18 protein-coding genes and 1 pseudogene are annotated in these 18,527 nt (G+C 27.0%); 16 read left to right on the forward strand and 3 right to left on the reverse strand.

Annotation, left to right across the window (positions count from 1 at the left end; all coding sequences use genetic code 11):
• The first annotated feature begins 177 nt into the window (after positions 1 to 177).
• The 15 genes from CRIB_RS02390 (at position 178) to CRIB_RS02460 (ending at position 14,169) form a co-directional block, all read left to right on the forward strand.
• Entirely contained in the window at positions 178 to 414 is a 237-nt protein-coding gene (locus CRIB_RS02390; protein ID WP_180702957.1) for a YabP/YqfC family sporulation protein, read from the forward strand.
• A gap of 12 nt (positions 415 to 426) precedes the next feature.
• Positions 427 to 1,719 (forward strand): sporulation protein YqfD, encoded by a 1,293-nt coding sequence (gene yqfD, locus CRIB_RS02395; RefSeq protein ID WP_180702958.1) that lies wholly within the window; start codon positions 427 to 429, stop codon positions 1,717 to 1,719.
• A 33-nt stretch (positions 1,720 to 1,752) separates the two neighbouring features.
• Positions 1,753 to 2,754 (forward strand): PhoH family protein, encoded by a 1,002-nt coding sequence (locus CRIB_RS02400; protein WP_180702959.1) that lies wholly within the window; start codon positions 1,753 to 1,755, stop codon positions 2,752 to 2,754.
• A gap of 23 nt (positions 2,755 to 2,777) precedes the next feature.
• A complete protein-coding gene (gene ybeY, locus CRIB_RS02405; protein ID WP_180702960.1) occupies positions 2,778 to 3,236 on the forward strand; it encodes an rRNA maturation RNase YbeY in 459 nt (152 codons plus the stop codon).
• Positions 3,237 to 3,241: 5 nt separating this feature from the next.
• Positions 3,242 to 3,958 (forward strand): diacylglycerol kinase, encoded by a 717-nt coding sequence (locus CRIB_RS02410; protein ID WP_180702961.1) that lies wholly within the window; start codon positions 3,242 to 3,244, stop codon positions 3,956 to 3,958.
• A gap of 719 nt (positions 3,959 to 4,677) precedes the next feature.
• On the forward strand, positions 4,678 to 5,568 hold the full coding sequence (gene era, locus CRIB_RS02415; protein ID WP_180702962.1) for a GTPase Era: 891 nt from the start codon (positions 4,678 to 4,680) through the stop codon (positions 5,566 to 5,568).
• 11 nt (positions 5,569 to 5,579) lie between these two features.
• Complete coding sequence (gene mgtE / locus CRIB_RS02420; protein ID WP_180702963.1) at positions 5,580 to 6,959, forward strand: magnesium transporter; 1,380 nt, start codon at positions 5,580 to 5,582, stop codon at positions 6,957 to 6,959.
• Between the two features lie 72 nt (positions 6,960 to 7,031).
• Complete coding sequence (locus CRIB_RS02425) at positions 7,032 to 7,187, forward strand: YqzL family protein (protein ID WP_180702964.1); 156 nt, start codon at positions 7,032 to 7,034, stop codon at positions 7,185 to 7,187.
• Positions 7,153 to 7,926, forward strand: coding sequence for a DNA repair protein RecO (gene recO / locus CRIB_RS02430; RefSeq protein ID WP_180702965.1), 774 nt, complete (start codon positions 7,153 to 7,155; stop codon positions 7,924 to 7,926). The genes CRIB_RS02425 and recO overlap by 35 nt, the downstream gene beginning before the upstream one ends.
• Positions 7,919 to 8,518 carry a DUF4342 domain-containing protein gene (locus CRIB_RS02435; protein WP_180702966.1) on the forward strand — a complete coding sequence of 200 codons (600 nt, stop codon included), beginning with the start codon at positions 7,919 to 7,921 and terminating at the stop codon, positions 8,516 to 8,518. The genes recO and CRIB_RS02435 overlap by 8 nt, the downstream gene beginning before the upstream one ends.
• A 129-nt stretch (positions 8,519 to 8,647) precedes the next feature.
• Complete coding sequence (glyQ, locus tag CRIB_RS02440) at positions 8,648 to 9,526, forward strand: glycine--tRNA ligase subunit alpha (protein WP_180702967.1); 879 nt, start codon at positions 8,648 to 8,650, stop codon at positions 9,524 to 9,526.
• A complete protein-coding gene (gene glyS / locus CRIB_RS02445; protein ID WP_180702968.1) occupies positions 9,526 to 11,592 on the forward strand; it encodes a glycine--tRNA ligase subunit beta in 2,067 nt (688 codons plus the stop codon). The genes glyQ and glyS overlap by 1 nt, the downstream gene beginning before the upstream one ends.
• A gap of 479 nt (positions 11,593 to 12,071) precedes the next feature.
• Positions 12,072 to 12,710: a helix-turn-helix transcriptional regulator gene (locus CRIB_RS02450; protein WP_180702969.1), complete on the forward strand. Its 639-nt coding sequence runs from the start codon at positions 12,072 to 12,074 to the stop codon at positions 12,708 to 12,710.
• Between the two features lie 10 nt (positions 12,711 to 12,720).
• Complete coding sequence (locus tag CRIB_RS02455) at positions 12,721 to 13,557, forward strand: pyruvate, water dikinase regulatory protein (protein WP_180702970.1); 837 nt, start codon at positions 12,721 to 12,723, stop codon at positions 13,555 to 13,557.
• 363 nt (positions 13,558 to 13,920) lie between these two features.
• Complete coding sequence (locus tag CRIB_RS02460; RefSeq protein WP_180702971.1) at positions 13,921 to 14,169, forward strand: zinc ribbon domain-containing protein; 249 nt, start codon at positions 13,921 to 13,923, stop codon at positions 14,167 to 14,169.
• A 20-nt stretch (positions 14,170 to 14,189) separates the two neighbouring features.
• On the opposite strand, the gene CRIB_RS02465 is transcribed toward CRIB_RS02460, so the two are convergent.
• Both CRIB_RS02465 and CRIB_RS02470 read right to left on the reverse strand, forming a co-directional pair.
• The gene (locus CRIB_RS02465; RefSeq protein ID WP_180702972.1) at positions 14,190 to 16,355 is read right to left on the reverse strand and encodes a DNA topoisomerase; all 2,166 of its coding nucleotides are present in this window, start codon (positions 16,353 to 16,355) and stop codon (positions 14,190 to 14,192) included.
• 79 nt (positions 16,356 to 16,434) lie between these two features.
• Positions 16,435 to 17,061 (reverse strand): hypothetical protein, encoded by a 627-nt coding sequence (locus CRIB_RS02470; protein WP_180702973.1) that lies wholly within the window; start codon positions 17,059 to 17,061, stop codon positions 16,435 to 16,437.
• A gap of 342 nt (positions 17,062 to 17,403) precedes the next feature.
• On the opposite strand from CRIB_RS02470, the gene CRIB_RS02475 reads away from it, so the two are divergent.
• Entirely contained in the window at positions 17,404 to 17,811 is a 408-nt protein-coding gene (locus CRIB_RS02475) for a hypothetical protein (RefSeq protein ID WP_180702974.1), read from the forward strand.
• Positions 17,812 to 17,934: 123 nt separating this feature from the next.
• On the opposite strand, the pseudogene CRIB_RS02480 reads toward CRIB_RS02475, so the two are convergent.
• A pseudogene (locus tag CRIB_RS02480) lies at positions 17,935 to 18,177 on the reverse strand (manganese catalase family protein); the annotation flags it as partial.
• Positions 18,178 to 18,527: the final 350 nt, after the last annotated feature.

The following is an 18,527-nucleotide window of genomic DNA, read 5'->3' on the forward strand; positions in this document are numbered from 1 at the left end:
CTTAGATAGATTAGAAGTTTACATATATATCTTAGGCATTTATAGTATAGGAACTAAATTTAGCATGTATAAGATGGATTTAAAGTTTATGAACTAAAACAATATAGTTAATATATACTATGTGAAAAATTTAGAAGGTTAATATAAGGATTAAAGATGTATTTGGGAGGTGTGTAGATGTTAGAGATATCAAGTGACTTACAGGTTAATCAACCAACTGTAACAACTATAGGGAATACATTTGTAAGTATAGAAAATTATTTATCAATACTAGAGTATGAAAATGATTTAATAAGAGTAAAGACAAAAGCTAAAACAATAAAAATATTAGGAGATAAGCTTTTATTAAAGTACATTACAGAAAATGAAATTGGTATAAAAGGAGTTATATACAGTATTGAGTATGTAGATTAGGGGGATGTACAAGTGATAAGTTATATAAGAGGATACTATGTTATAACTGTAGAGGGTGTTGCAGTAGAGAAATTTTTAAATCATCTAATGAGAAATGGTATAAAAGTATATAATGTAAAGAGAATAAGTAATACAAAGATTGAGTTTAATTTAGACAGAGAAGATATTAAATCATTTAAAAATGTATATAGAGGTAGTAACTTCCAAGTTAAAATAAAACAAAGCACAGGGCTACCATTTGTATTAAGAAGAATATATAAGAATAAAGGAATGTGGATATGTGGATTCATATCTTTATTCTTACTTCTTATGACATCTCAATTCGTAACAGACATATATATACAAGTTCCCGAAGGAATAAAAAAAGAAGAGATTAGAAAAGAGTTATATCAAATAGGATTAAAACCTGGAGTATATAAAAAAAGTATAGATAGAAAAGAGATAAGGGACCATATCATGTTAAAATTTGATGAAGTGGCATATTTATCTATAAATGTTAAGGGAACTAATATATTTGTAACAGTAACTAAAAAAGCAGAAACATTAGAATCTGTAGAAGAGTCAAATTATTGTAATATAATTGCTAAAAAAGATGGTATAATAGAAAGTGTAATAGAAAGAAGTGGAAATTCTGTAATTCAAAAAGGCGATATAGTTAGAAAGGGAGACGTTTTAATAAAGGGCTCTAATAACAAATCAATTCCAGAAGTATGGGCTACTACATTTTATGAAGCTTCTAATAGTGCAAGTTATGAAGAAGTAGTAAAAGAAAAGACGGGAAATACAAAAAATGTATATACTTTAAGTTTTTATGACAATGACTATGCGATAAGAAGAAATATTAAGTACAAAGATTATATTATTGAAAATAAAGAATATAAACTATCTTTAGGAAATTACACATTTCCATTAACAATAAAGGTAAGTACTTTTTATGAAACTGAAGATAAAAAAGTAGAAAAAGATAAAGAACAAGTAATGGCGGAATTAAAAGAAAAAACTTTAAAAGAATTAGATTATACTATTCCAGCATCTGCACGAATAGTAGACTCTAAACATAATTATAAAGTTAATAATAACATGCTAGAATATACGATAACTGTACAAACATCGGAAAATATAGCAGATGTATACTCTCTTAGTAAAGCAGAAGCTGAGAACATGATTAGAGAGCAAAATACTCAAAAAGAAGGCGAAGAAGCAGTACCATCTAATCCGGAAAAAAGACCTATAAATGATATCAGAAATGAATTTGAAGGTACTAACAATGAAGAAGAGGATAATAAGGATAAAAATGAAAATTGATAATTATTATTTTAACTAAGGAGGAATATAAAATTGATAGTACAAAAGAATTTCATAATTAAGGAAGAAACATTTGAAAGAGAGTTATTTGGCAATTTTGATGAAAATATTAAATTAATAGAGGAAGCATTAAAGATTGATGTTATTTTAAGAGAAGGTAATATAGTTTTAATGGGAGAAGAAAAAAATGTTAATAAAGCATTAAAACTTATGACAGAACTGCATCAAAGTGTATCAAATGGTAAAAATCTAGATAAACAAAGTATTTCTTACTCATTATCTTTATTACTTGAAGGGAATGAAGATAAATTAAAGGAATTAGAAGATACAATTGTTTTAACTCAAAAGGGAAAAGCAGTTCAGCCTAAAACTTTAGGTCAAAAAGAATACATAAACTTGATAAAAAATAATGATATAACTTTTGGTGTAGGTCCAGCTGGTACAGGTAAAACATATTTAGCAGTAGCTATGGCGGTAAAAGCATTTAAAAGAGATGAGGTTAGTAGAATAATACTTACAAGACCAGCTGTTGAAGCAGGGGAAAATCTAGGTTTTTTACCAGGTGATTTAAAAGATAAAGTAGATCCTTATTTAAGACCATTATATGATGCGTTATTTGACATGCTAGGTGCAGATAAGTTTAATAAATATCTAGAAAGAGGACTAATAGAGGTAGCACCACTTGCATTTATGAGAGGAAGAACTTTAGATAATGCATTTATTATATTAGATGAAGCTCAAAATACGACTAGAGAGCAAATGAAGATGTTTTTAACTAGATTAGGATTTGGATCTAAGGCAGTAGTAACTGGAGATTTAACTCAAACTGACTTACCTGATAATAAAAGAAGTGGTTTACTTCATGCTAGAGATGTACTAAAAGGTGTAGAAGGTATAGGAAGTATAACTTTAACTGAAAGAGATGTTGTTAGACATGCTTTAGTTCAAAGAATTATAGTAGCTTATGATAAGTATGATAAAAAGCAAGAAGAAATAAAAAATAAGAGACAAGAAAAAAATACTAAGAAAAAATAAACAAAGGAAAAAAGGTGAGACAAATGGAACTTATAATAGATGATAGACAAGATAAACTAAATGTGACTGAAGAATTAATAGAAAAAATAAAAGATATAATAATTGAATGTTTAGATTATGAAGGGTATGATGATGATTATGAAGTAAGCTTATCTTTTGTAGATAATAAAGAAATACATGAGTTAAATAAACAGTTTAGAGGTATAGATAGACCTACAGATGTATTATCATTTCCTATGTTAAGTGATGATTTTGATATAGAATTAGAAGAAGAATCATTAGGTGATATAGTAATATCTTTAGAAAGAGCATTTGAGCAAAGTAAAGAATATAATCATAGCTTTGAGAGAGAAGTTTGTTTTTTAGTTTGTCATAGCACATTCCATCTTTTAGGATATGATCATGACACAGAAGAAAATACAAAACAGATGAGAGAAAAGGAAGAATATATACTAAATAAGCTAAACATAACGAGGGAGTAGGCTTTATGAAAAAAACTAAAACTCGTCAAGGTATAATTAAAGCCTTTAATGCGGCTATAGAAGGTATAATATATACTTTTAAATTTGAAAGGAATATGAAAATACATTACTTCTTAGCTGTAATGGTATTAACAGCAAGTTTATTTTTAGGTTTGGATAGATTTGAAATGATACTATTGGTATTTGCAATAAGTTTAGTTGTAATAGCTGAAATGTTTAATACTGCTATAGAAAAAACCATAGACATGATAACAGATGAGTATCATATTTTAGCTAAAATAGCTAAAGATGTTGCGGCAGGTGGAGTTTTAATAGCGGCTTTAAATTCTGCAGTAGTAGGATATTTGTTATTTTATAATAAGTTAACAGATTTATCTAATTCTGTACTAAATAGTATTAGACAATCTCAAATACATTTAACATTAATTTGTATTATTTTAGTTTTGATAGCAGTAGTAGTTGTAAAAGCTCTTACAGCGACAGGAACACCTTTAAAGGGTGGAATGCCAAGTGGGCATACTGCACTTGCATTTGCTATAGCAACAGCTATAACTTTTTTTGGAGAAAAAGTAGTAGCTTCAACTTTAGCATATTTAATGGCAGTGTTAGTTGCACAAAGTAGGATAGAGGGTAATATACATACCTTTTGGGAAACTGTTGCAGGTGGATTATTAGGAACGTTAATAACGATATTAGTATTCCAGATTCAATTATTAGTGTAATGGTTATATTAATACAAAATATAAATTATTTTATTCTTAATATTTAATGAGATAAAAAAGAAGCCTTCACGACTTCTTTTTTTATGCTATAATGTAAGATACTAAATAAAATAATAATTATATTAATAGATATGTTCTAATTCTATATTATAAAATAATTTTATATTATGGTACTTTTGAATAATACAAAATAATAATTTTATTTAATGAAATATTTTAATTAAAACATACAAAAATATTTACTGATATTTTTTTATAATATAAGTTTATGTGTATAAAATAAATTAATTTATAAAAATAGGCGAAAGTAAACAAGAAATAAAAATGTGTATAAATAATTATTTCAATTATCTAAATATATGATAAAAAACGTCTGCGTTTTATATTTTAAATTTAGTATAGAAATTGTAGTTTTGATTAAATATGATTACAGAATGAATGATATTTATAGTAACTGAATATGATTAGATAAGAGTTTTATTTAAAACTATTTCAAAGTATATCAGGACAATAGATGGAAAAATTTAAATTAAGCTCTACGTATCATTAAAAAATAAGTATATAGATAATGATAGAAGTTTGATTAAATATAAGAATAATCGGATATTCAGAAGATAAAATAATAAAAATAACTATAAGAGATTTAGTTAAATATTATTTATAGAGTATCGAATTCCATAAAAATAAATAACAAAAGATAATGATAGGAGAAATACAACATGTTTAAATCAGGATTTGTTAGTATAGTAGGAAGACCGAATGTAGGAAAATCTACTTTAATGAACAATGTAGTTGGGGAAAAAATAGCTATAATGAGTGACAAACCTCAGACTACAAGAAATACAATACAAGCAGTATATACAGATGAAGAGGCTCAAGTAGTATTTTTAGATACGCCTGGAATACATAAGCCAAAAAATAAATTAGGTGAATTTATGGTTAAGTCTGCAACAGATGCATTTAAAAATGTAGACTTAGTATTATTTGTTGTAGACGAATCTAAAAAAATAGGACCTGGAGACAGAAAAATTATAGATGACTTAAAGAATGTAAAAACTCCAGTTGTTTTAGTTTTAAATAAAATTGATCAATTAAACGAAGAAGAATTATTTGATTTAATGAAAATGTATAATGCTGAAGGTATATTTGAGCAAATAGTACCAATATCAGCATTAAAGGGAAGAAATATAAATGAACTTTTAAAAGTTATAAAAAAACATTTAGAAGAAGGACCTCAATACTTCCCAGATTATATGATAACAGACCAACCGGAAAGAGTCTTAGTATCAGAGCTTATAAGAGAAAAGGTATTACATTATGTACATGATGAAGTACCTCATGGAGTAGCTGTTGAAATAGAAAGAATGAAATCAAGACAAGATAAAGAAATAGTTGATATATCAGCTGTAATATATTGTGAAAGAGATTCACATAAAGGTATAATAATAGGTAAAAATGGTAGAAAATTAAAAGGTATAGGAAAATCAGCTAGAGCTGATATAGAATTACTTTTAGGATCTCAAGCAAATCTTCAATTATGGGTAAAAGTAAAAGAAAATTGGAGAAACTTACAAAATTATGTAAGTAATTTTGGATATACTGAAAAATAAAGGTGAATTATATGGATAGGAAACAGGATGCTTCCAAAGATTTATTAAGTGAAGTAACAATATTAATTGAAAATAACAAAATACTAGAACTTAGAGAATTACTTGAAGAATATCATATAATAGATATATTCGATATAATGGAAAATCTAGAAGAAAATGATAAAATAAAATTATTTGAAGTACTTCCTTTAGATATGGCAGCTTCTATATTAGAAGAAAGCGATGTTGAGTTTTTTAGTAATATATTATCAAAATTAGATACAGAACATAAAAAAAATATATTAGAATTAATGTCTCTTGATGATATGGCAGATATATTAAGTCAGTTAGAGGAAGATGAACGAGAAGATATAATGGAGCTTTTAAGTCAAAAAGATGCAGATGATGTAAAAGAACTATTAATATATGAGGAAGAATCAACTGGCGGAATAATGACAACTGGATATGTACAGATTAATGAATACATGACGGTTAAAGAAGCAATATCTCATATGAGAGAATATGCAGAAGATGCAGAGACTATATATTATGTATATGTAGTTGACAATGAAGAAAGATTAGTAGGAGTCTTATCGCTAAGAGAATTAATAGTTGCTAGAGAGAGTAATATAGTAAAAGACTTAATGAGTGAGAATATAATATCTGTCTTTGTAGATGAAGATAGAGAGGAAGCAGTTAGACTAGTTTCAAAATATAATTTAATAGCAATACCTGTTATAGATAGAGAACACAAATTAAAAGGTATAATTACAGTCGATGATATAATAGATGTAATGGAAGAAGAAGCAACAGAAGACATGTATAAGTTTGCAGGAACTTCAGAACAAGAAAGAGATATAGCACAAAATATAAATAAAACACCAACAGAGCAAATATTTTCATCTGTAAGGGCAAGAATACCATGGTTAATAATTACGTTATTAGCAGGTCTTTTATCAAGTGCGATACTTTCAAATTTAGACTTTATAATGAATCCTAAATATGCATCTTTAGTATTTTTTATACCTGTAGTATTAGGTATGGGAGGCAATATAGGAACTCAGTCATCGGCCCTTGCTGTAATGAGCTTATCTAATAAGGATCTAGATTTTAATAACGTTATAAGAGAAGCCATAGTAGGAATTATTACAGGTATAATATGTAGTTTAATAGTTAGTATTATAGTATTTATATTTATAAAAGATATAAATATAGTATTAGTTGTAACTGTATCGTTATTTATAAATATGATTGTTGGGGCTATGATAGGTGGATTTATGCCTATATTATTTAAAAAATTAGATGCAGACCCATCTATTATATCAGCTCCAGTTATAGCTACAGTGCTTGATATAACTGGAATAACAATATATTTAGTAACGACAACTATAATATTGTCAAAAATTGCCTAATAACTTAATGTATTATTTACCCTCTTCTTACTAAGAATATAACTATAACCGTAAGAAGGGGGTTTTTTAAAAATGAACAATTTATGTTGGGAAGTTTTTAAAAAGACGGGTAGTATAGAAGCATATCTATATTTAAGTGACTGTAAAAACTTGCATGAAGAAACTGATGGATTAAGGGAGATAGATAACACCGATGATAATACTGAACACCCAGGGGATAGTACTTAAAGCAGTAAAGTACAAAGAAAATGATGTTATATTAACTTTATTTACGCGTAAGTTAGGAAAAGTATCTGCAATAGCTAAAGGAGCAAAACGAAATAAAAGTGCATTGCTTTCGTCAGCTCAACTTTTCTCTTATGCAAATTATACATTAAAAAGAAAAGGAAATATGTATATAGTAAATCAAAGTGATACAATAAAAAGTTTTTATGATATCTCATATGATATAGAGGCATTTTCATATGCTACCTATATTACTAAACTTGTAGAAAGTTCTACATGCGAGAATCAAACTAATAATAGATTATTTATACTACTTGCCCAGACTCTATACTTATATACACAAAAAGATACAGATAAAAAGTTTATAACAAGAGCCTTTGAATTAAAATTTTTAGACTATATAGGTTTTAGACCTGTTGTGAACAGATGTAGTAGTTGTGGAAGTAAGGGTATAAAGTCAGCAATTTTCAATATATATGAAGGTGGCTTATTATGTGACTTATGTAGTAAAAATACTGAAGAAAATATAAAATTGGATGTAACAACTATAAAGCTAATGGAATATATATTAAATAACGATATATTAATATGTAGTAAAGCTAAAGTATCTAAGTATATAACTTATGAACTAGAAAAAGTTTTAAAGCGATATTTAAATGTTTATATTGATAATATAAACTTTAAATCGCTATATTTCTTAAAAGATATAGAAAATATAAAGGGAGTTGATAAGGGTGAGTAACGAAATTACAATAGAAAAGATTGATGCAGTAATACAAAGAGTTCCTAGTGCAACATATGCAGAAGCTAAACAAGCACTTATAGACCATAATGGAGATGTTATAGAATCTATAATAGCATTAGAATCTAATAATACAATAGAAAGCAATTTCTCAAAGAAAACTAAACAAGCTAAAAAAGCAGTAGAAGATATACTTTCTAAAGATAGCGAAGATTTTAAAGATATAAAAGAACAAGCAAAAGAACTTCTTAAAAGAAGTAGCGTAATAAGAGTTATAATTGATAGAAATAATAAGGTTATAATGAATATACCTTTAACAGTAGGCGTGGTAGGTGTAGCACTACTTCCTATATATACATTAGTTGGATTATCTGCAGCAGTTATAGGAAAGTGTAGAATAAAGATACAAAATGAAGATGACGGCAGTATAGTTGATTTAGGTGAACTAAATGAAGAAAAACTTAATATGTTAAAGCAAATGATAGTTAACACAGCCAAAGATGTAAAAGATGTTGTAGTAGATAATAAAAAAGATGATAAAGATATAACTGATGAACTTATTAATGAAGATAATGATAATTTAAATAAATAGGATTACCATTTACATTGACAAATTTCGTTTAATTTGATATTCTAAAAGTTAGAAAATAGCTATTAAGGGCCTTTCGTGTAGACGAAAGGCTTTGTTATATTAAGCAAATTTATTAAAGGAGGTATTATTATGAATTTTCAAGATATGATACTTACATTGCAAAATTATTGGTCTAAGCAAGGATGTATAATGATGCAACCTTACGATGTAGAAAAAGGTGCAGGAACAATGAATCCTAATACTTTTTTAAGATCATTAGGACCAGAGCCTTGGAAGGTTTGCTATGTAGAGCCATCTAGAAGACCGGCAGATGGTAGATACGGTGAAAATCCAAATAGATTATATCAACATCATCAATTCCAAGTTATTTTAAAGCCATCTCCAGATAACATACAAGAATTATACTTAGGAAGCTTAAAAGCTATCGGTATAGATCCAAATGAACATGATATAAGATTTGTTGAAGATAACTGGGAATCAACTACAGTTGGAGCTTGGGGACTTGGATGGGAAGTATGGTTAGATGGTATGGAAATAACTCAATTTACATATTTCCAACAAGTTGGTGGAATAGAATGTGAACTTGAAACAGGAGAAATTACATATGGTCTAGAAAGATTAGCAATGTATATTCAAGAAGTTGATAGTGTTTATGATTTAAAATGGAACAATGAAATAACTTATGGAGATGTATTCAAGCATGCTGAATACGAAAACTCTATGTATGCATTTGAAGAATGTGATGCAGATATGTTATTTAATTTATTTGATATATATGAAAAAGAAGGTCTTAAGCTAATGGAAAAAGGTCTAGTAATTCCAGCTTATGATTATGTACTAAAATGTTCTCATGCGTTTAATACTTTAGATGCAAGAGGAGCTATAGGGGTTAGCCAAAGGGCATCTTTTATAGGGAGAGTTAGAAATATGGCAAGAAATGTTGCAGCAGCATTTGTTAAACAAAGGGAAGAAATGGGATTCCCACTTTTAAAGGAAGGTGATAAATAATGAATAACTACCTTTTATTTGAAGTTGGTGTTGAAGAATTACCATCAAGATTTGTAAGCAGCACATTAGATCAAATAAAGAGCAACTTAACTAAGATGTTCAATGAAAATAGAATCGAATTTAGTGATATAAAAACATATGGAACTCCAAGAAGATTAACTTTTATAGTTGAAAATATAAGTGAAAAACAAAGTAATTTAGAAGAAGAAGTTAAAGGTCCTTCAAAGAAAATAGCATTAGATGCAGATGGAAACTTCACAAAGCCGGCACTTGGGTTTATGAAGAGTAAAGGTATAAAAGAAGAAGATGTTGTTTTCAAAACTGTAGGAAAAGATGAGTACATATTTGGAACTATAAGACAAGAAGGTAAGGAAACTAGTGAAGTTTTAAAAACTATATTACCTGAAGCTGTAAAAAATGTAACTTTCCCTAAAGCTATGCGTTGGGGTGGAAAAAATATGAGATTTGCAAGACCGATAAGATGGATGGTTACTTTACTAAATGACAATGTATTAGAAATAGATTTAGAAGGAATAAAATCATCTAATGTTACAAAAGGTCATAGATTCTTAGGAAAAGATGAATTTGAAGTTAATTCATTAGAAGATTACCTAACAAAATTAGAAGAAAACTTCGTAATATTAGACCAAGATAAGAGAAAAGAACTTATAAGAAAGCAATGTATAGAAGTTGCTAACTCTTTAGGTGGAGAAGTTGAATTTGATGAAGACTTATTAGAAGAAGTAACTCATTTAGTTGAATATCCAACAGCATTTTATGGAGAATTCAATGAAGATTATATTAAACTTCCAAAAGAAGTTGTAACAACACCTATGCAACAACATCAAAGATATTTCCCTGTTGTTAAAAATGGTAAACTACTACCTAATTTTATAGCAGTTAGAAATGGAAATGATTATAGAATAGACAAAGTTAAGGCAGGAAACGAAAAAGTTTTAGTTGCTAGGCTTGAAGATGCATTATTCTTCTACAAAGAAGATACTAAAAAAAGTTTAGAAAGCTATATAGAGAAGTTAAAGAGTGTAGTATTCCAAGCTAAACTTGGAACAGTATACGATAAAACTTTAAGAATAGAAAATTTAAGCTCTAATATAATAGATTTATTAAACTTACAACAAGATAAAGATGATGCCAAAAGAGCAGCTAAGCTTTGTAAGGCAGACTTAGTTACAGGTATGGTGTTTGAATTTACAGAGCTTCAAGGGATAATGGGTAGAGAGTACGCTAGAGTAAGTGGCGAAAATGAAGCTGTTTGTGAAGCTATATTTGAACATTATTTACCAAGATTTGCAGGAGATATACTTCCTAAAACTAATGCAGGGATAGCTTTATCTATAGCTGATAAGTTAGACTCTATAGCTGGGTTCTTTGCAATAGGAATACAACCAACTGGTTCTCAAGATCCATATGCTTTAAGACGTCAAGCATTAGGGGTACTTAATATATTAATGGATAGTAAATTAGATATAAACTTAAAGGAATTAGTAGAGTTAGCATTAAATAACTACTCTAATTTAGAATTTAATAAAGAAGAAGTAGTAAATTCTATAATGGAATTCTTCAAAGAAAGAATAAAAAATCTATTTAGAGATTTAGGTATAAGATATGATGTAATAGATGCAATATTAAGCTCAGAAATAAATGATATATCAGATATGTATTTAAGAGCTACTGAACTTAATAACTGGTTAGGTAAAGATGAACTAGTTGAAATGTTAACTGCATTTAACAGAGTTTCTACATTAGCTCAAAAAGCTGTATCTAGTGATGTTAATGAAGAATTATTAAAAGAAGAAGCTGAAATAAACTTATACAAAGAATTTAATAATATAAAGATTAAAGTTAAAGAATTATTAAATGATAAAAAATACAGTGAAGCACTAGATAGTTTTGCATCATTAAGACCATCTATAGATGCTATGTTTGATAGTGTGATGGTAATGGATAAGGACGAAGCTATAAAGAATAATAGATTAGGATTATTAAAGCAGATATATGACACAATGTTAAGTATATGTGATTTATCTAAAATAGTATATAAATAATAAATAGGGGGAGATTGATTCCTCCTATTATTTTTTACGATTAAGGGTATTATAATACTTTGAAAAATGTGGTTAACTTCTGAATGTAAATAATATCGATAAACTATTTTTTAGCGTAAAAAAGATTTTGAATACATACAATATATTAACTAGCATGACAGATTAAAATAAGATTTAGATAACATATATTAAATTTTATTTTATAAAAATATGTAGTGTAATATAAAATATAAAAAAATACATTAAATATAGATTAATATAAAGAATTATATATTATAATATTAAATAAATAAAAAATAATTTAGACCATTATTTGAAATAAATCATATTAATAAATTCTATAAAATAAATAAAATATACTAAATAATATCAATATTATATACTATATCTTTGAAAAAGTTTGCAAGAAGAATATATAAGGTATATTATATATTATGTAGGATATATTTGGTTGAAAAGTATATCATATTTGAAAGAAGGTGACTATTATTCAACTTAATCCTAGACAATTGAAAATAATAGACATAGTAAAAGAAAATGAACCTATAACAGGTGAGAACATAGCTTCTATTTTAAATGTAACTCGTGCTACATTAAGATCGGATTTAGCTATTCTTACAATGACAGGTATATTAGATGCAAGACCAAAGGTTGGATATTTCTACTCAGGCATAACTGGTGCTACTTTAGTAGGAAATAAAATAAAAGATAAAAAAGTAAAAGACATAATGAGTGTGCCTGTAATTATAAAACAAGATACTAATATATACGACTCTATAGTCACAATGTTTTTATCTGATGTAGGAAGTATATTTATAATAGATGATAGTGAAAATTTATGTGGGATAGTATCTAGAAAAGATTTATTAAAAGCTACAATAGGAAGTGCAGATATAAATAAAATGCCAATAGGTATGATAATGACTAGAACTCCTAATGTTATAACTGCAAATAAAGAAGATGATGTAATATTAGCAACTAAAAAGATAATAGAGCATGAAGTTGATTCTATTCCAGTAGTTGAAATAAATAAAGAAGATACAAATCAGATTAAAGTAATAGGTAGACTATCTAAGACTAATATAACGAAATTATTTTTAGAAATAGCTGACAATTAAGGAGGAATAAATGGACAATTTAATTATATATGTCATATCAGACTCAGTTGGAGAAACTGCAGAACAAGTTACTAAAGCTGCTTTATCTCAGTTTAGTATAGAAAATGACTGTGAAGTAAGAAGATTCCCATATGTAGTTGATGAGAAGTTTTTAAAGGAAGTGTTAGAAAGCGGTAAGAATGAAGGAGCGATGATAATATACACTTTAGTTTCTGAAAACTTATTAAATATAGCTAAGACTTTCTGTGATAATGAAGAATTAAGTCATGTAGATTTAATGACGCCTTTACTTAAACAGATATCGAATAAAACTGGTGTTAAACCGAAAAGAGAACCTGGAGTTATAAGAAAGTTAGATGAAAGTTATTTTAAACGAGTTGAAGCTATAGAGTTTGCAGTTAAATATGACGATGGAAAAGATCCAAGGGGGATATTAAAATCAGATATAGTACTTTTAGGGATATCGAGAACCTCTAAAACACCTCTTAGTATGTATTTAGCAAATAAAAATATAAAAGTTGCAAATGTTCCGTTAGTACCTGAAATACCAATACCAAAAGAGGTATTTGAAATAGATCCTAAAAAGATTATAGGTTTAACTAATACACCAGAAAAACTTAACTCTATAAGACAAGAAAGATTAAAAGCATTAGGTTTATCCAGTAATGCAAGTTATGCTAACTTGGAGAGAATACTTCAAGAATTAGATTACTCAGAAAAAATAATGAAAAAAGTTGGATGTCCAGTAATAGATGTTTCTAGTAAAGCTATAGAAGAAACAGCAGGAATAATACTAGACATAATGAAAAAGAATGGTTTAAAGATATATAAAGATAATGATAAATAAAAAAGTTTTATTAATAAACTATAGTGATTTTAAATAATGGAAGCTAAATATATTTGTAATTAATTAGGTATATATAAAGAGCATGGTAAATAGCCATATTCAGTTAAATTTTGTTATCAAATAGGACTTGATAATGTTAGAGTACTAATGGCAAAACTTGCCGTAGCTCAAGTACATATAAAAAGTTTTATATAATAAAAATTAGTAAATATTAAATGAAATATATTTATATTTTAATATAATAATATAAATAAGTAAAAACCTTTCTAAGTATAAATATGTATGAACACTATAACTAGTTAAATGCATAGATTAATAGAAGGGTTTTTATTTAGATAAATTTAATTTCAGGGGGGATACTATATGACTAAATGTCCAAGATGTGGGAAAGATGTATCATCACGACCAGGAACAATCTGCCCAAGATGTGGACTTAGAGTATATGAAGTTAATGAAAAGGTAAGATGTCCAGAACCGAGTTGTAGAGCATTAGTATCTAAAAAACTAGATTATTGTCCTAAGTGTGGGTGTAAATTAAAAGGATATAATTTTTCTGAATTTATAAAAATGGCAAGATCTAAAATAGACGAAACTCTGAATGATAAATTTTAAGGTTGCTAAATTTAGCAACCTTATATTTCTATATCCCAAGCAAAATATCCATTTTCTTTTTTAGAATACGTTAAAGTAGCATCAAATTTGTTACCTTGCTTTGAAGTAAGTGATTTTACTTTAGCAGACCCATTTTTAAGTATGCTTTTTACCATAGTTTTATTAGGTTTTTTCTTATAATACTCTAAAAATTTATCATTTTTCCAAATTCCAAATTTACATTCTTTGTAGTTCTTGCATATAAATCCTTTTTCTATTTCTACAACATCACCTTGGCAGATAGGGCATTTACCTAGTGATTCATTGCTATCTTTATTTTTAGATTTACTACTTTTAGAGGTTGTAGCTGATTCCTTAGAGAATTTTTTAGTTTTTGGATTATATATATAATTTTCTGTACTAATATTTTTTGGTGTATCTCTTTTTATAAGTTCAACACTGTTAAATATAAATGTCATTATGTTATTTAGATATTCTTTCCTTGTAAATTGGCCTTTTTGTATATCACTTAAACTTTTTTCAAGTTTACCAGTATAGTCAACGTCAAATAATTCTTTAACTGGGAATATTTCAACTAAATTTTTACCTAAATCAGTTATAAAGTAAGATTTACCTTTTTTACCAACATATCCAACTTGAGAAATCTTTTTTAAAACGTCAGCACGAGTAGCAGATGTACCTATAGAGTAACCAGATAATACAGTAGTATCGTCATCAGGAACATTTTTACCACAGTTTTTCATAGCTTTAAGTAAAGTATCCTCTGTATATGGTTTGGGTGGTGTAGTTTGTTTAGTTAATGGTTTAATTTCTAAAACTTCAACGATATCATTAACATTTACACTTGGAAGTAAATCATTTTTTTCTTCTTTCTTATATACTTCTAGATACCCCTTAGATTTAAGAACTTTACCCTTAGTTAAAAATATATTTGAATCTACATCAGTTTTAATTTCGGTATTTTCATACTCAGCAGGTGGCATGAAATTAGAGATGAATCTATCTTTTATAGCGTTATAAACGATTTGTTCATCAGGGGTTAATTTAGTAGGTATTATATAAGTAGGTATTATAGCACTATGGCTATCTACTTTAGAAGAGTCGAAAACTCTTTTAGTTTTGGTAAATTTAATTTTATTTTCATATTCAAGGCCTACTTTTAACTTGTCTAAAGTTTGAGAAACTTTAGAAGCTAAACTCTCTTCTAAATATATTGAATCAGTTCTAGGATAAGTTATATATCCACCTTTTCCGCTACCTTCATAAAGTGATTGGCATACATTTAGTACTTTATCAGAGGTAAAGTTTGAATATTTAGAAGTAATATATCCTTGAAGAGAAGTTAAACTGAAAAGTTTAGGTGCATATTCTTTAGAATTAGTAACCTTTTTATCTATAATTTTACCTTCATTAGAATTTATACTATTTATAACCTTGTTGACTTCTTCTATATTATCAAATTTACTTTCTTTTCCTTTGATATATTTTCCTTTATATTCACCATTTTTAGATTTAAAATTACCTTCTATTTCATAATATGTTTTAGGAACAAAGTTTAAAATTTCCATATCTCGGTCATAAACTAATTTAACTGTTGGGAGTATAACACGTCCAATATTTAATAATTTTCCATTACCATATTTTAACGTAGCTACAGAAGTAAAATTTATACCGATTAACCAATCAGTTATAAGTCTAGTATATCCTGCAGCTTGTAAATTTCTCATATCGATATCATCTTTTAAATTATTAATACCACGAGTTATATCTTCAGGAGTCCATTCATTAACTAAAATTCTTTTTACTGGTTTCTTATTTTTAGCTAATAAGAATATTAGAAATGAGATAAGCTCTCCCTCCCTATCATTATCAGTTGCATTTATTACATATTCTATATCATCTCTATGTAAGAGTTTTTTGACAATATCAAATTGTTTCTTTTTAGAACTATCTACTTTAAATTTGAATTTATCTTGGGGGATAAATGGAAAGTTACTTAACTTCCATGAACCTGAATATTTATCTTTATCGTAATCTTTCATATCATATAAACCAACTAAGTGACCAACAGCATATGTAACTATATATCCGTTGCCTTCAAAGTATCCATCATGTCTAGTTTTAGCACCTAAAAATGATGCGATGGTTTTAGCTACAGAGGGTTTTTCTGCTAATATAAGTTTCATAATAAAACCTCCTTTTATACTTACTTATATACTACAATTTTATATGATATCACAAAAAAATAAAAGACTGCAAGGCAGTCTAGAAATTATAATTAAAGTTATTGTTATTATTGGTTAACCTCTTTAAATAATAATCAATAAAGCTATCATTGTAAGGATAATCCATTAAATTAACAAATGATACATGAGTAACATTATTAGGATTAAGTTGATTCATATGATAATTTAAAACTATTCCAGATATTGAACACGATGATATTGGATTAATATATATATTTTGAGTATCTGAAAGAGAAGTAAAGATTTCATATGTTTTATCACTATCAATTAAGTATGAATAACTTACAATAGAATCTAAATTTTCATATTTACTACATAGATTAGCTAAACAGTCTAGTTTATTTAAATTTGGATAAATATCTTTGTATCCACCTAAAATTATATATACATTCTCATGATACAAATCTTTAAAAGAAATCATTAATTTATAAATTTGGTTATTTAATTCCATTGGTAAATATAGATATAAAGGATGGAATTCATCAACTAAAATATTATGGTTTTCTAATAAAGTGTTTAATGAATTGGTGTCAATCCTATAATTACTATTTATATCATTAAAAATTAAATACAAATTACCATATAAGTTAACATTATATATACTTTCTAATTTTAATTTCATCCAAGGTATAGGTAATAAATTCATTATATCCCTCCAAAAATGTAATAATAATGTGTTTAACAAATTATATTCTATAAAAATGCTGTATTTTTTATTCACATGCATGCTTCAAGTCATAAAATAATTATTTCAAAAATTTAAATAGATAATACTTTTTATAGTGTATAAATAAGACTATATATTGAAAATAATAATATAGTAAAATTAATAATTAACTCGTTGTGCTAGTTAAATATGATTATTGAAAACACTAGAGTCTAATAAACTATATTTTTATAGTTCAAAAACTTTATATAGTAATTTCAATATGTTTAGTAAAGTAACTAGCACAACAGATTAATTAAATAAAAGATAAGGAGAAAAGTTATGAATGTGATAACTGATTTCTATCAATTTAAATATAGTAGGGATTCATATTATATAGATTTATTTATAAACACAAAGGCTCTTTTAAATATTGAACAAGCTTTAGATGAGATGTTATCTAGTTTTTATACAACTAAAGATGAACAGTGTGCATATATGAGACTTAAGGAATTATTTAAATCATCTAGAGAATCTACAGATTCTATGTATGCAGAGGTTAGAATGAATAAATGTTATCTAAAATATATTAAGACCCTTTGCTATTATTTTGCGTATAGAGTTGAATATGCACCACTTAAAATATTAAATGAATATTTGCAAGTATTCATGATTGAAGATATGGAGAATATATCAAGTTTTATTAATTTAAATGAAGATATAAAAGTAAGAGTTTTATCTAATATATAAATTATACTGCTGATTATAGGCAGTATTTTTTTGAAAAGATATATTAATATAAATTAAAAATTATATAAAAAAGAGAGCAGATAACTTAAAAATTGTAAGTATACTGCTCTAGTAAAATTAAATTTAGAATACGTGTTTACTTTCGTCAAAATCATAAACATCCATCAAAGCTTCCCCAAATCTTTGATAATGAACGATTTCTCTTTCACCTAAAAATCTTAAAACATTTATTATATCTACATCATCAGTTAAATTTATAAGGTGATAATAAGTTGCTAAAGCCTTTTGTTCAGCCGCCATATCTTCGTGTAAATCAGTAACCGGATTTCCCATAACCGCAATAGGAGCAGTACTAAATGGAACACCATTTGAATCACCTAATAATACTTAAAACCACTAATTAAGAGAAAACTTAATAAGTGGTTTTATTTTACCACAAAAAGGTTTTATAAGGAAGAGTGTTTGACCTAGAGTAATCCGAAAGGCTCGATAGAGTACAGGAGAAACCGACTAAACACTTGGGTGAAAATCCCAATTGCATATATGTATGCCTAGCACCATACAAAAGGGCAAAGAGTAGTAACCTCGGACTACAAAGAAGAACAGGAGTGGGTAGGAAGTCTGATTTGAGGATGATATCAATTTTAATGTGGCTATGGGGTCAGATGTAGTAAGTATTAAGTTACAAACACAAGATATTGTAAAGGCTGTGCTAG

Source organism: Romboutsia ilealis, assembly GCF_900015215.1.
Lineage (GTDB): Bacteria > Bacillota > Clostridia > Peptostreptococcales > Peptostreptococcaceae > Romboutsia > Romboutsia ilealis.

What these genes read in the sequence shown, in the direction of transcription:
- CRIB_RS02410 (WP_180702961.1), top strand. Translation starts at nt 3,242, where the DNA reads ATGAAAAAAACTAAAACTCGTCAAGGTATAATTAAAGCCTTTAATGCG.
- ybeY (WP_180702960.1), top strand. Translation starts at nt 2,778, where the DNA reads ATGGAACTTATAATAGATGATAGACAAGATAAACTAAATGTGACTGAA.
- glyQ (WP_180702967.1), top strand. Translation starts at nt 8,648, where the DNA reads ATGAATTTTCAAGATATGATACTTACATTGCAAAATTATTGGTCTAAG.
- CRIB_RS02425 (WP_180702964.1), top strand. Translation starts at nt 7,032, where the DNA reads ATGAACAATTTATGTTGGGAAGTTTTTAAAAAGACGGGTAGTATAGAA.
- recO (WP_180702965.1), top strand. Translation starts at nt 7,153, where the DNA reads ATGATAATACTGAACACCCAGGGGATAGTACTTAAAGCAGTAAAGTAC.
- mgtE (WP_180702963.1), top strand. Translation starts at nt 5,580, where the DNA reads ATGGATAGGAAACAGGATGCTTCCAAAGATTTATTAAGTGAAGTAACA.
- era (WP_180702962.1), top strand. Translation starts at nt 4,678, where the DNA reads ATGTTTAAATCAGGATTTGTTAGTATAGTAGGAAGACCGAATGTAGGA.
- CRIB_RS02390 (WP_180702957.1), top strand. Translation starts at nt 178, where the DNA reads ATGTTAGAGATATCAAGTGACTTACAGGTTAATCAACCAACTGTAACA.
- CRIB_RS02475 (WP_180702974.1), top strand. Translation starts at nt 17,404, where the DNA reads ATGAATGTGATAACTGATTTCTATCAATTTAAATATAGTAGGGATTCA.
- CRIB_RS02465 (WP_180702972.1), bottom strand. Translation starts at nt 16,355, where the DNA reads ATGAAACTTATATTAGCAGAAAAACCCTCTGTAGCTAAAACCATCGCA.
- glyS (WP_180702968.1), top strand. Translation starts at nt 9,526, where the DNA reads ATGAATAACTACCTTTTATTTGAAGTTGGTGTTGAAGAATTACCATCA.
- CRIB_RS02460 (WP_180702971.1), top strand. Translation starts at nt 13,921, where the DNA reads ATGACTAAATGTCCAAGATGTGGGAAAGATGTATCATCACGACCAGGA.
- CRIB_RS02455 (WP_180702970.1), top strand. Translation starts at nt 12,721, where the DNA reads ATGGACAATTTAATTATATATGTCATATCAGACTCAGTTGGAGAAACT.
- CRIB_RS02470 (WP_180702973.1), bottom strand. Translation starts at nt 17,061, where the DNA reads ATGAATTTATTACCTATACCTTGGATGAAATTAAAATTAGAAAGTATA.